10 protein-coding genes are annotated in these 13,747 nt (G+C 65.5%); 4 read left to right on the top strand and 6 right to left on the bottom strand.

Annotated elements, in window-relative coordinates:
* Nucleotides 1-486: 486 nt before the first annotated feature.
* The 6 genes from B9N97_RS05835 to B9N97_RS05860 form a co-directional block, all read right to left on the bottom strand.
* Entirely contained in the window at nt 487-4,782 is a 4,296-nt protein-coding gene (locus tag B9N97_RS05835; protein WP_085084258.1) for an nSTAND3 domain-containing NTPase, read from the bottom strand.
* Entirely contained in the window at nt 4,772-5,653 is an 882-nt protein-coding gene (locus B9N97_RS05840) for a hypothetical protein (RefSeq protein WP_085084260.1), read from the bottom strand. The genes B9N97_RS05835 and B9N97_RS05840 overlap by 11 nt, the downstream gene beginning before the upstream one ends.
* A 35-nt stretch (nt 5,654-5,688) precedes the next feature.
* Nucleotides 5,689-6,201, bottom strand: a complete 513-nt coding sequence (locus B9N97_RS05845) for a GNAT family N-acetyltransferase (protein WP_085084262.1) — start codon at nt 6,199-6,201, stop codon at nt 5,689-5,691.
* A gap of 3 nt (nt 6,202-6,204) precedes the next feature.
* Nucleotides 6,205-6,513 (bottom strand): type II toxin-antitoxin system TacA family antitoxin, encoded by a 309-nt coding sequence (locus B9N97_RS05850; RefSeq protein ID WP_136704085.1) that lies wholly within the window; start codon nt 6,511-6,513, stop codon nt 6,205-6,207.
* A gap of 418 nt (nt 6,514-6,931) precedes the next feature.
* Nucleotides 6,932-7,135 carry a hypothetical protein gene (locus B9N97_RS05855; protein ID WP_085084264.1) on the bottom strand — a complete coding sequence of 68 codons (204 nt, stop codon included), beginning with the start codon at nt 7,133-7,135 and terminating at the stop codon, nt 6,932-6,934.
* Nucleotides 7,135-8,088, bottom strand: a complete 954-nt coding sequence (locus B9N97_RS05860; protein ID WP_244560570.1) for a GIY-YIG nuclease family protein — start codon at nt 8,086-8,088, stop codon at nt 7,135-7,137. Before B9N97_RS05860 ends, B9N97_RS05855 begins: the two co-directional genes overlap by 1 nt.
* Nucleotides 8,089-8,323: 235 nt before the next feature.
* Between B9N97_RS05860 and B9N97_RS05865 the strand changes: the two genes are divergently transcribed.
* The 4 genes from B9N97_RS05865 (at nt 8,324) to B9N97_RS05880 (ending at nt 13,740) form a co-directional block, all read left to right on the top strand.
* Entirely contained in the window at nt 8,324-9,271 is a 948-nt protein-coding gene (locus B9N97_RS05865; RefSeq protein WP_085084266.1) for an ArdC family protein, read from the top strand.
* A gap of 429 nt (nt 9,272-9,700) precedes the next feature.
* Nucleotides 9,701-10,213, top strand: coding sequence for a hypothetical protein (locus B9N97_RS35895; RefSeq protein WP_208621148.1), 513 nt, complete (start codon nt 9,701-9,703; stop codon nt 10,211-10,213).
* A 335-nt stretch (nt 10,214-10,548) separates the two neighbouring features.
* Nucleotides 10,549-11,295, top strand: coding sequence for a DUF6602 domain-containing protein (locus B9N97_RS05875; RefSeq protein ID WP_143266366.1), 747 nt, complete (start codon nt 10,549-10,551; stop codon nt 11,293-11,295).
* Nucleotides 11,296-11,610: 315 nt separating this feature from the next.
* Nucleotides 11,611-13,740 carry a ParB/RepB/Spo0J family partition protein gene (locus B9N97_RS05880; RefSeq protein WP_085084270.1) on the top strand — a complete coding sequence of 710 codons (2,130 nt, stop codon included), beginning with the start codon at nt 11,611-11,613 and terminating at the stop codon, nt 13,738-13,740.
* Nucleotides 13,741-13,747: the final 7 nt, after the last annotated feature.

Raw genomic sequence — 13,747 nt, forward strand, 5'->3', positions numbered from 1 at the left:
TGTACTGAGCAGGTCTTGCTGGTTGGCCGCATTTACCGAACCACCCACTTTCAGGCTCATAACCTGAAGGCCGCAGGTTCAAATCCTGCCCCCGCAACCAAATCAAAGCCCCTGAAAACAAACAGTTTTCGGGGGCTTTCCGTATCCGGAGGCAGCCCGCTTCCGACCGTTTCCGGAATCATATCGGAATCATTTGGGCGGAAATTCCCGCGTGTTTTGGCGTAGGGCTCTGGCGTAGGGCGCCAGTGCGTGGACGGGCACATAGACTTTGGAGAGGGCAGGGCGGTGGGTCTAGCTCAGCGACTCGCCAGACGGTCGCACAGCTTCGACCAGCGCCTGCTTCCCCGACTATCAAGTCACCGCACTTCCCCACCAACGACATGCCTGCCCAAGCCGTCTTCATCGCCGATCTGTTGGGGCGCTGCCTAACGTTGCAGAGGCTGAACTCCTTATCACCCGTGTTCAGACTTTGCAGCGGAACCCCGGTCACGTGCCGTCGTCAACCTGACTGCCTCCCTCTTCCCTGTAGGGAGTTAGGGAACGCATCGTCAGGACGCCAATCCGTTCAGGAAGAGCGAAGGCGCGGATATTATCGAGTTCGCCGTTGAGCGGCAGCCTGAACGCCGCCTCTGCGATCCAGGCGATGAAGCGCTCGAATCCGCCCTTGAGATCCAACGCTTGGCTCCACGTCTCCAGGACAGCACGATCCTCCGGGCTGAGCGAGTCCAACGCCTCGCCGCGTGCCAGACGCCAAAGGCTCTGTTCGCGATCATCCAACGACATCCCGGCGATGGCGTCGACCGCGACGGCCACCGTGCGGACGACCGCCTCGCGGTCGAACTGACGGGATGCACGGAGCCGCTTCAGAAGGTTCTCGCGCATCTCACCAGGGTGGACGCCAAAGGCGATGAGCAACGGACCCGCTACGGCCGCCTCATCCTGTTCTGCTATCCGTAGCGCATCAGCGCTCAGCATGTCCGATCGACCACTCGTCGCTCGATCGCAGAGCGACCAGGCGGCTGCTTGCGCGCGCGGCCGGTGGGATCGTGAATGGTCGAGCCCTGGGCTTGCGAGCGCGGATAGCATCACAGGAATGGTCCGCGGATCGTCCTGATTGGCTAGCGCGGACAACGCCCCGCACGCGACGAATGGATCCGGAGCCTCGGCTTGCGCGGCCTCCAACAGGGCTTCAATCGCTGGGGCCGGTAAGGCCTCATAAGCGCCCAATGCGCGTGCCGCTGCCCGCGCCACGCTGAACTTCGACCACGAGGACCCAGCGCCGAGATGGCTGGCGAAATTGCGTGTGTCACCCAGCAGCTTCACCAAGGCGTTGACCGCTTCGGGCCAGCAATACTCTTCCATGAGGGTGGCGAATGCCAGTCGGACGTCTGCGCTGTGATCGTTGGCGCATTCGATCAGGCGTGCGCGTTCCGTAGCCGGTGCATCTGCTGCAAGGACACGCAGGGCGCGTCGGCGCACGTTATAGCGCTTGTGTGCCAGAGCCTTCAGAAGCTTCGCGCGCAGGTCAGCGCCATTTGCGATCAATATCACCTGGATAGCCGCCTTGCCATCTGCGGCGTCGTCGGTTGACAGCAGCCGGGTAGCCGCATCGTCTATGTTCAGGCCACCCCCTGCCGCCAGACATGCCAATGGCCCCAGTAAATCGACCGAGGCGCTTGCGAGCATCAAGGCCAAAACTTCTCGACTTGGCTGCGACAGCGCACCCGCCACTGCACGGATGTCGCCGCCCGCGAGGATATCTACCAAGGCCTGAGCCAGCGCGCGTTCACCGCCGGTCAAGCTCTGCAACAGCCGCTCAGCCCGTGCCCGCCGGGCCGTCGTGCCATCCTCCCCCTCTGGGTCGTCATCGAGCTTGGTCGTGAAGACGTCGTAGACCAGCTCCAAACGGCGCCCGAGCGGCACGCGCCCGAATACCGCGACAAGGTCGGGCATGGGATCGCCACGGCCGTGAGCCGCAGCAATTTCGACAAGTTGGTGGCGCAGGCTGGTGTTGCCGATATCCGGACGCGCCAGCTCGTCGACGAGAACGCCGCCGAGAGAATCGTCCCAGTGCTGCTTGGCAGCCCGCCAAGCCTGGTCTCGAACCCAGTCGTCCGCGTTCTCCAGCAGGAACTTAAGTTCCGCAATCGGCGGCGCTCGACGGGTTTGCGCGATCAGATCGCCCAGTGCATAGAGAAGAAGCTTTCGATGCGGACTGGCGGCGATCCACATCACGCCCTCGTGCGCCCGCCGCAGGCGCACAACCATCTTCATGCCTTCTCGCGCGTTGAAATACTGCTCGCTCGGTTCGTCAACGATGTGGTCGGCTGCGTCGGCGTCGACCGCGTGTTCCTGCGCCTGATAGGACTCATCGGCAAAACCCTCAAGCCAGGCATCAGCCTCGGCCTCGGAGCGGGCGAAGCGCTCGGTCGCGCGCTCGTAATCGGGAGCGGCTCCCGTCAAGGCGCCCGTGACGATCACGTCGATGTTGTCGTGCGGACCACCAGGGCCAGCGATCGCGCCCAAAGCGTCCCAGAACGCGGGTCTGAGATCGGTTGCGAGCCTTTCGAGCAGCGGAATCAGCTCTGAGTGATAGTCCCGGTGCGAAAACGGCAACACTTCGCGGATGAACCGCTCAATCATCGGCTGCGTCCGGCTATCACTGCGGAGCGTCGACACGTCCGTCTCGGCGAGGGAGGGCGCGCGCCAGCGTTCGCGAAAGACAATGGAGTCCGTCTCGGGGCCGCCCTCGATCAGAATCCTGGCCAGCCGGGCCGGTGGGTGGTCTTCTGAGCCAAACCGTTCCAGGTCCCGCAGTGCACGCTCAAAGTCGGCACGCTTCTCGGCGGAGAGAGCAACAGCTTCTAGGTGCTGGTCAAGGCGTTGCGTGGTTGCGGCCGACAAATCCAGTTGGAGCTTTCCAACTTTCGCGGTCGCCCGCAGCACGTTGAGGCCTGTCTCCAAACCCCAATCCTCTCCGGATCGGTCCCAGCCCAACAGGACATCCACCAAGGTCGAGAGGGTCTGCTCGGCGTCGCGGGGGCGACCCATGAAAGTCAGCCGCAGTCCGTCTTCGACGCGAGGGTGGTAGAAGGCCAGCGCTGCGCCGTCCTGCCGGAGATTTTGGCCCGCCACGAGGAAGTCGATGAGGCCATCGATATCCGGCCGCAGATTGGGTTCGGCTGATCTGAGGCGTCGGCCGAGTTTGGCGAAAACATCACGCGAGACCGCGCCGCGCGCGCTAAGCATGGCCCAGATGATTGCAGCGGCCTCAGCGCCGTCCGCACCGAGCGGCGCGATCTGGTCGGCAATGACCTTGGATATGGCCTCGATTTGAGAGTCGGCCAGAATCTCATCGATCTTGCGCGGCTTTCGCCGATCTTCCCGACTGAGCGCGACCAGGAAGCGCTTCACCTCATACGGCCGCGTCAGCTCTTTGAGGGCTCGCTCGCGATGCTGCGCCGCCAGTTGCCTCGCGTGGTCACCAAGGTCCGCTGCGATACCGTCATAGATCTCGGCCAGCCGCTTTGGCCCATAGTCCTCGACCTCAATGGACACGACGTAGGGCTGCAGCTGCTTCATCAACTGATGGCCAGCGCTCTGTAGAACGTCCGAGCGCGAGGTGATCAGGAATTTTCGCCCTGGGCCGGCGTTGTCGAGCAGCTTGGGAAGTTCGCCACTCCAGCGGTCGGCGCCGGGCATTAGGCGATTGCCACCCCAGGGGTCGCGCAAATGAAACAGGACCGAATCGGCGCGGGTGAGATTTCGTCGGATGTAGCCGGGCCCGTTCTCTTCGCCGATCACATCGAACACAGGGGATCCCCGGCGCAGATCGAGCTCGAGAATATCGGCCGTAAGGGTTTTGCCGGTCCCCGACGGCCCCGCAATGACGACGGCGTGCGCTTTGTCGAGCTGAGTCTTGATCGCGTCGAATGACTTCGGGCGAACGTAGCGGTCCATGTCACGAGTTGGTGCCAGCGAGCCACCATGACGAACAAGCACGTCCATCACCTCTGATCGCTTCCAACGGCCCCCGTGTGCGCCCTCGATCCGCTGGCGAACCGCCTCGCGCAAGTCGCGCAAGCAATCGTGGTGCTTTGAGATCGGGACGTGGCCGTGCTGCGAAAGAAGCGCGCCGATCCGAGCGCCGAGCACCTCACGGGTGACGCCGGTCAGTAGGAGGATGCGAGGGGCGAGCGAAGCTTGTGCCGTGGAGTCGTAGCCGGCGCGCGTGTGGGGCGGTAGCTCATCGACTTCAGGAAAGTCAAACAGGTGCTCGCCCTCGTGGGCCCTTAAGCCTTCCGCCGACGCTTCATTCGTCACGAAGACATACCTGCGCTGCGGATCGTCCTGAAGCATCGCCAGCGGCCGGCTGCGCTTGGCGCCTCGATCAGATTCCTCGCCGTCCCTGCCGAGAAGGACATCGGCGATGGCCGTCGTTGGCCAAGGCGAGCCTGAGCGGGTCTTGGCCTGTAAGATCAAGTCGAGCCGCGCGCCTTGTGCCGTCAGGCCAAGCGAAGCCGCCGAGGGATCCCTCACGGCCGCTTCGAGATCTTCTTCCGAGCGAGGCTCGATTACGACCTCCTCGGTCACGCCCTTGGCGAGCATAAGATCGAGCGCCACCCAGACCGTGACCTCGATCTGGTACTCAAAGCCCGAAAAGCCGGGGTTGCCGGGTTTGCGGCGCGACCGTGCGGGCGGCCCACCGCTCGCGGCGGTGCGCCGCCCGCCGGCCTTATTCGGGGCGGCTCGCTTCGACCGTGCAGGCTTCTTATCCGCCACGACCCGTTCCCCTCAGTACGAGCCGCACGAAGGCGAACATCCGGGTGAACAGATACTCGATGTGATCCGCTGAGGTCAGAGCTTCCTGGGTGACTTCGAAATGTCGGATACGGAAGCTGTTGCCTATGCTTGTCAGTTCGGCCGCCTCGCGCCCAAGCGCTTCTCGAAACGCCGAACCCGGCGCTGCGACACGATCCAGTAACGCGTCTGCTTGGATGCGCTTGTTGGGCCCCGGCTCGAGGGTCTTCATTCGCTCGAACGCGTCCCAAAGCTTCTCCAGCGCATCCTGACGCTCTTCCGGCTTCGGCAACAGAATCCGGCGCCGGGCAGCCTCAAGAAGCCGGTCGGTTTCGGCATCGCCAGTTTGGAAGAGTGCCCAGCCGATCGTGTCGGCCAACGGCGCCGGGAGAACACGGCGAGCTTCACCGGCGGAAGTGAGTTCAAAGGCCAACGAGTTGCGCCGGAACAGCATGTTCACATCGGCGACGAAGCGCTCGAGCCCGGCTTCGCGGTCCCAGCTCAGATGGTAGTGCCGGAAGTATGAATGATACGCTCCCTGAACAGGCTCGCCCACAGCCTTGGCGCAGAACTCAAGCAAGTCGAGAATGACCGGGGTTTCCGGCACCTCCGTCGCTGATAGAGGCCACTCGATCCATGGAACCTCAGCCGCCAAGACTCTGCGGAATGATTGCTCATCACAGCCGCATGGACCGTTTCCGTCGGGGCACTGTCCAGGAAAGCGTAGCCCGAAGGAGCCGTCCTCGATGCGGGTTTGGATCAAGCTGTAAAGGCCCGCCCACAGCCGCTCGTCGATCGTGTCGATGGACGGAGGGCGCGCCCCGTATTCGCGCTCTGTGTAATAGGTGGACATACTGGCCTGCTATTCCCCGCGGTTTCCGTCTCTGTTCATTTGAAGAGCTGCTTTATGTCTGCCATCGGCCGAAACAGCTTCATGGGCTGATCTGGAAACGGTAGAAAGCTTTCCCGCTCATAGAAGCGGCGGGCGTTGTCATCCTTCGCATTGACGATCACCGCGAACGAGGCGATCTCACTCTGGGCGGCGCGGTAGAGAGCATTGGCCAGGAGAAACCGGCCGTGCCCCTTTCTCTGTTGCCGCCGGTCGACTGCAAGCCGGCCCAAAAGCGTCGCCGGCATCAACGGGTATCGCGGCAGCTTCCGCACCGTTTGCTCCGGCAACTCGCCGAGCTGCACGGAGGTCGACGAGAGCGTGTAGTAGCCTGCGATCGTCCCATCTAGCAGCACCAGAACAAAGGGCGCGGCCATATTCTTCCGTGCGTCCTGGCCGGCCTGCACCCGAAAGTACCTGTCCAGGGGCTCTACGCCGCTCTCAAACCCGGATCGATCATGGCTTGGAGTCAGCGGCTCGACGCGGAGCTTCTCTTCTGCTTGATCGTTCACGCGTCAAACGCCAGCTCTCTCACGATAGCGGCGTACCGTCTCGCGGAGGCGGTCGTTGACCGGCTTTGGATTTAAGAGCGCATCAACGAAGGCTTCGCTGTCGCGAACAGACAGTGAGAGCTGGTGGTGCTCCTCAATCGCACGCCGGGCAGCGTCCTGCACGCTTGTCAGCACGAAGTCGGTCACGGTCCGCCCCTGCAGCGCAGCCGCCTGCTCGATCAGGCTCTTTTGCTCCGCAGTGACACGGGCCTCCAAGCGTTCTGCGCGGGTTCGCCCGCTGCTCGATTTGGATGCTGCATTTGGCATGGTCATTCTCCTGTCCAAATGTACGGCCAATGGCCGGCCACTTCAAGAGATGCGCCCTTCGAGACCGATTTCCCGAACAGGGTGACGAGATACTTGCGACCGCTCGCCGCAATCCGCAGCACGCAGTGGCCGTTCTCAGCGTGGTGCTGGGTGGCGCGCTCCACCAGCCCGGACAGCGGCTCGCGGTTCTCAGCGGCGGGATGGGGCAGAGAGCGACGGCTTCGGCATGGCCCTTGAGGATGGAGCAGCGGCGGTGGGTTGTCACCCGCTCCCGACCGCGAGGCGCGCGGAGCTTCACCTGGGTCTCCTCCGAGTGGGAAAGACGATCCGGCGCCAGCTGCGCTTCCCCAGCGGGGTTCCGTCTGTCCAGATGCCCTGATCAACTGCATCGCTTGCGGTGCGGACAGCGCAGTGCTCACCTCCTTTACAATCGTCTGAACAGGGTTGGATCGGTGAGCGCGGAGAGCGCAATCAGCAGGCGGTCTCCACCGCTCGACGCTGTGGACACGAACGCATGCGGCGGCCGACCGGGACGGTCGTCCACAGCCATGACGATCAACACCCTCGACGGCTGGCCGACCTTGGTGAAGCGGTCGCCGACTGAGATGCTTGCCGGACGCCCAAACATCAGCGGTCCTCCGGCCGATCTGCGAGTTCGTCAATGAGATGACCGTAGCGCTCCGGCGGTAGCTGCCGCGGGCTGGCCGCAATGGCCCGCAGCGCGGTGTATCCCGACTCGGTGAAATGGGCGCGGGGAAATCCCCGATCCGTTTCGGCGATCGTTACCAACCCAAGCTCCAGCATGATCTGGATGGTGGCCGTGAGTTTCGGTTCGCCTCTTCTCGGGCCGGTCGCCCACCGCTTCAGAAGGATGCCGTCCGCCAGCCGCGGCGGTTCCGACCAGCGGCTCATGAACTCGCGGCGGATCAGGTCGCGCTCGGCGGGGGTGAAATCCAGGTTGTTGGTCATGGCCGTGACCGATAGCACCCGGACCACGTCCGGTCCAGCGGCGGCCAGGGAAACGTCCGCAACGTCGAAGGGCAGCGCGACGCCGTCGGGCCATATCAGGAGATGGCTCCGGCAAATGGTGCAGTCGCTGCTGCCGAACCCTGGAACCGGGATCGGCAGGGCGGCGATGCGTGTGATCAGCGCGCATTCGTCGCCGGCGGGAAAAGCCCAGCAGCCGGTCACCGTGCCCGCCGCGGTCAGGCGGTCGATGTGCCAGCGGAAGGTCTTGTCTCGGCGCATGTGGCGGCCGACACGGGCACACAGTCCACCCGGGCCGCGGGCGCTGCCGCAATACAGGTACCGCCCCGGCGGCAGAATGGCCTTGGCCCGGCCGGGCAGGGCGACGTCCACCGCCTCCGCCAGCCTGACGAGCAGAACGTAGGCGCCGGCGATGGGAGGGACCGTTTCCGCCGTGCGGTGGAACCGGGAAGTCTGCCTGGACATCATCACCGTCACTTCAGCGCGGCTGGCGTGAGGCGTCAACGGGAAGCCGCCGGTTTCTCCCTCGATCGGGGAATGCCGCGTCCCGATGACCTCCTTCATCTCCAGCTTTACCGACCGGGTGCGCTGCATTCGGCCGGTACTCCAGATAGGTTGGGCCCACCCCCTTCACCGCGGTATCGATTTCGTCGGTGGCGGCTGAAGGCCCTTCCGCTTCACACCGCGAACGGCCCGGCGTCAGCGTCGGCCGTTTCGTCTGGCGGTTGGGGCAGGCGCCCGGAGGAGAGGGAGAGGGCTTGACGGTGTTCGCGACGGGTTTCGGGGCTGGGGGGACAGGCTTCCGGCCTGCCCGTCGCGGAGACCCGCCATGCCCGACACCGTGCGAACCGTCCGTTCCGGCGCCGACCAGACCAGCCTCTACGCCGAGATCACCGCCCGAATCATCGCCGAACTGGAGGCCGGCCGACTGCCCTGGGTACAGCCCTGGGGAACCCCGGCCGCTGCCGCCCCGCTCGGCCTGCCCCGCAACGCCGCCACCGGCCGCGCCTACACGGGCGTGAATGTGCTCATCCTGTGGGGCGCTGTCGTCGCCCGGGGCTTCTCCGGCCAGAGCTGGCTTACCTTCCGTCAGGCCCTGGCTCGGGGCGGCCACGTCCGCAAAGGCGAACGCGGCACCACCGTCGTCTATGCCGACCGCTTCATCCCCGACGACGAACGCCGGCGCGCGCGGGATACCGGGGAAGAGCCACAGGCGATCACCTTCCTCAAGCGCTTCACGGTCTTCAATTGCGCCCAATGCGAGGACCTGCCCGACGGCATCGCCGTGGTGCCGCCGCCGATCCCGGAGGGGCTGATCCTGCCGCGGGCCGCGGCGCTGATCCAGGCCAGCGGCGTCGATGTCCGCATCGGCGGCACCCGCGCCTTCTATAGCCCCCAGCACGATTACGTGCAGGTGCCGCCTCCGCAGGCCTTCTTCGAGCCTGTCAACTGGCATCGCACCGTGCTGCACGAACTTGGTCACAGCACCGGTCACGCATCGCGGCTGAACCGTGACCTGTCTGGGGCCTTCGGCTCCCGCAAATACGCCTTCGAGGAGCTGGTTGCCGAAATTTCAGCCGCCTATCTCTGCGCTGCACTCGGCATCGTCCCTACCGTCCGTCACGCCGATTACGTTGGTGCGTGGTTGGACGTGCTGCGCGGGGACAATCACGCCATCGTCCGCGCCGCCAGCCAAGCCAGCAAGGTGGCCGACTACCTCCTCGGCTTCCTGCCCAAAACTGCTCCTGTGGCCGGTGACGAGCGGGAGTCCGTGTGATGGGCGCGCGCTCCTTATAGTGCCCGCCGCCCGAGCCGGCGTCGTCGTCGATCCGGTTGAGCGCCCTCAGCCACGGCTTCGGCGTCCAGTCCACCACCCTGGCCCTGATTGCGGCCCATGGCGCCGTTGGCCCGATGCCCGATTGCGCCGTCTTCGCTGACACCGGCTGGGAGCCACAGGCGGTCGACCGCCACCTCGCCCGGCTGATAGTCCTGGGGCGTGTTGCCCTTTCCGGTCCATGTCGTCTCGGCCGGCGACCTACGGGCCGACCTCCTGGCCGGACCGCGGGGGCAACGCCGGGCGTCCATCCCCGCCTACACCCGCACTGTCACCCCGCCCGGGACCGTGGTCCCGTTCGTCGGCGAGGACGGGTAGGGCGGAACCATTGTCGGCACGTGCGTTCTGCCGGCCGGCCGCGTCACCATCGGCATGATCCGCAGACAGTGCACCAGCACCTGCAAGGTCGTGCCGGTCCAGCGCAAGGTGCGCGAACTGGCCAGGATTGCCGGCTGGTGCTCGCCCACGATTCCGGTGGTGGAGGCGTGGCTGGGGATTTCGCTCGAGGAGGCGGCGCGCATGAAGCCGTCCACCGAGGGCTGGCAGGTCAACCGCTGGCCGCTGGTCGAACGGCGGATGACCCGGCGCGACTGCCTGCTCTGGCTGGCCCGGCACGGCTATCCGGAGCCGCCCCGCAGCGCCTGCATCGGCTGTCCCTTCCACTCCGACGCCCAATGGCGGCGGCTGCGCAACGGCGATCCCGACGCCTGGGCCGACGCCGTGGCGGTGGACCGCGCCATCTGCACCGGCTTTTGCGGCATCCGTGGCGAGGTCTATCTCCACCGCTCTGCCGTGCCGCTCGACGAGGCGGACCTGATGACCGAAGCCGACCGTGGCCAGCTCGATCTCTGGTCCAACGAATGCGAGGGCTTGTGTGGTGTGTAAGCTGCGCCGGTGCAGCGCCCTAATTGCCAATTCAGCGTGTCGATGAGAGGAGGCGGTAGCCGTAGGAGGTTTGCCGTGCGTTGCGGTTCGGCTATACCAGCGGCGGCTAGGAGGCTGAGAGGTCACATTCATGAATCCGATCATTGAAAAACTGGCACGCGAACACGCCGCGAGCTTTCGGCGCAACTTTCTCGAACTCTCTCGGGATTTGTTCGAGAATGGTACCACAGGTAAATTATATCATCCGGGAGAATTTGGCGGTTATAGGGAGCGCCTTCTTAAGCGCATGCTCCTATCGTTCCTGCCGTCTCACTTCGCATGCTCTGAGGGGGGTCGTGATCGGCCACACGTCGAAAGTTGATCCTGCGAGCCGCAGCACTCAATGCGATGTCATCGTCTACGATGAGAACGAAACGCCAAAGCTCGAAACTGGCGATCTGCGGCGGTTTTTCCCTGTAGAAACTGTCTACGGTGTCGGAGAGATAAAATCCGTTGTGGAGGCCAAGCGGTTTGAAGAAACTCTGGACAAGCTAAGTAAAGTTAAGCGCATGAGGGTCGACCCTCCTCCTATCGTCTATCCGACAAAGCCCACTCACATGGTTATGCAGTTCTTTCAGCTGCATCAGGCTTTTGTGGATGAGGGCTTTGACCGAAGGGCGGCGGCGCGCATGGCGTATGACGTGTTTGAGCATTCAACTCAAAATATCGTGACGTTCCTAGTGTGTGAGCGGATTGAATTTAATGGTGGCGATAACCTTAGCAGCTTGATGAAGCGGATTGTTTCAGCTTCGCCTGGAGGTGATGAGCAGTTCGCTATGAGGCACAATATGATTCTCAGTATTGAGGACGGCTATCAAAGTTATTTCCATGGCCATGGAATACCTACCACCTATCCGCGCGTTCTCAATGAAAAACTTGGAATGTCTGCGGCAACTGGAGTGCGCATCGTAGATGCGAATGACCGCAATGACCACATTATCGCATTCTTGGGGGACATCGCTTCCGCCCTTGGAAATGCGATGATTTTCCCATTCAATGTCAGCTCTTATATCAACGTTGAAGCGACCAACATTGGTTGGTAAAAGGCAGCTCGGCCGCGGTGGCATTGACCTGTTGGGCCATCGCGTCCTCAAAGCGACTCCAACGGCGGTGGTCTAGCCTTCCGCTGCACCAAGAATGTGGACGGACCGCTGTTTCTCCCCAAACGCTTCTGCCGCCCTGGGCGGGGTGATGCGTGTGGCGGTGCTCCCCGGCAAGTGGCCGTTCGAGGAGGACGGGGGAGCGCTGGTCGGTTGCAGAACCGTGCCCGGCATAAAGGGAAAGGGCGGTGGGGATCGGGCGACGGATGAGGAGGTTGGGAGAAAGGCTCCCAGCCGTCCGTCGCGGAGAACCCGACCATGGCCATGCCCAAGATCGTCCTCAACGCCTCGCGCGACATCCCCTTCAACAAGCTGGTGCTGTCCCAGGCCAACGTCCGCAAGGTCAAGGCCGGCGTCTCCATCGAGGAGCTCGCCGAGGACATCGCGCGGCGCACCCTGCTGCACAGCCTCGCCGTCCGCCCGGTGCTCGACGCCGAGGGCGCCGAGACCGGCGTCTTCGAGGTGCCGGTCGGTGGCCGCCGCTTCCGGGCGCTGGAGCTGCTGGTCAAGCAGAAGCGCATGAGCAAGACCCAGCCGGTGCCCTGCGTCGTGCGCACCGCCGGCCTCGCCGAGGAGGACTCGCTGGCCGAGAACGTCCAGCGGGCACCGCTGCACCCGCTCGACCAGTTCCGCGCCTTCCAGACCCTGCGCGAGGCCGGGCTGGGCGAGGAGGAGATCGCCGCCCGCTTCTTCGTCGCCCCCGCCGTGGTGAAGCAGCGCCTCAAGCTGGCCGCCGTCGCGCCGGCGCTGCTCGACGCCTATGCCGAGGACCGCATGACGCTGGAGCAGTTGATGGCCTTCACCGTCAGCGGCGACCATGCCCGCCAGGAGCAGGTGTGGGAGGCGTTGTCGCGAGCCTACAGCCGCGAACCCTACCAGATCCGCCGGCTGCTCACCGAGGGGGCGGTGCGGGCGTCGGACAAGCGGGCGCTGTTCGTCGGGGTGGAGGCCTACGAGGCGGCCGGCGGGGCGGTGATGCGCGACCTGTTCCAGCTCCAGCACGACGACGGCGGCTGGCTGCAGGACCCGGCGCTGCTCGACCGGCTGGTGGCGGAGAAGCTGGAGGCCGAAGCCGCCACGGTGCGGGCGGAGGGCTGGACGTGGGTGGAGGTGGCGCTGGCCTTCCCCTACGGCCACAGCCGTGGGCTGCGCCGTCTGACCGGTGAGCCGGTGCCGCTGAGCGAAGCGGAGCAGGCGACCTACGACGCGCTGCACGCCGAGTACGAGCGGCTGGAGGGGAGCGAGCCGGCACAAGCCGAGGAGCTGGACGCGGTGGCGCGGCGCCTCGCCGAGATTGACACGGAATTGCGGGCGCTGGAGGAGCGGCCGCTGGTCTACGAGACCGCTGAGGTGGCGCGGGCCGGAGTGTTCGTCAGCGTCGATGTCGAGGGTGGGCTCCAGGTGGATCGCGGCTACGTGCGGCCGGAGGACGATGCGCCGGTCGAGCCGGTGGTTCCGGCCGGTGGCGAGGAGACGTCCGCCGTCCCGGCCGGCGGCGGGGGCGGGGCGGTGGCCGCCCAGCCGGCCGCCATCGCCGGCGGTGCCAGCGTGTCGGGCCCGGTGCCGGTCGCCGATGCCGCGGCGTCGGAGGACGACGAGGGGCTGCGGCCCTTGCCCGAGCGGCTGCTGATCGAACTGAGCGTGCACCGCACGCTCGCCCTGCGCGACGCGCTGGCCAACGACCCCGACACCGCCTTCCTGGCGGCGCTGCACGCGTTGTGCCTGCGCACCTTCACCCAGCGCCCCGGCGCCTCCTGCCTGGAGCTGGAGCTGAAGAGCGCCGGCTTCGGGGTGCAGCCGCCCGACCTCGCCGCCAGCGCCGCGGCCCGGGCGATCGACGCCCGCCATCGCGCCTGGAGCGCCCAGCTGCCGAGCGAACCTGCCGCTCTGTGGGAGGCGCTGGTGGGGTTCGACGGCGACAGCCGGGCCGCCCTGTTCGCCCACTGCGTCTCTTTCGGCGTCAATGCCGTGCACGAGCCGTGGAACCGGGCGCCGCAGCGCGCCGCCCACGCCGACTTGCTGGCCGGGGCGGTCGGCCTCGACATGGCGGCGGCCGGCTGGACGGCGACGGTGGACAGCTACCTCGGCCGGGTGCCGAAGGCGCGCATCCTGGAGGCGGTGCGCGAGGCCCGCGGTCCGGAGCCGGCGCAGCTGATCGACCACCTGCGCAAGCCGGACATGGCCAAGGAGGCCGAGCGTCTGCTGGCCGGCAGCGGCTGGCTGCCCGAGCCGCTGCGCCGGCCGCTGGAGCCGGCGGTCGACGGCGATGCTGGTGCGGAGGGCGATGCGGAGGGCGGCGACGCCTCCCTGCCGGCCTTCCTGACCGGTGACGGGGAGAGCCCGGACGCCGGGGACGACGCGGACCGCACCGAGGCGGCGGCCGCGTGACGCGCAA

Origin of the sequence: Azospirillum oryzae (assembly GCF_900177515.1) — a bacterium.
Lineage (GTDB): Bacteria > Pseudomonadota > Alphaproteobacteria > Azospirillales > Azospirillaceae > Azospirillum > Azospirillum oryzae_A.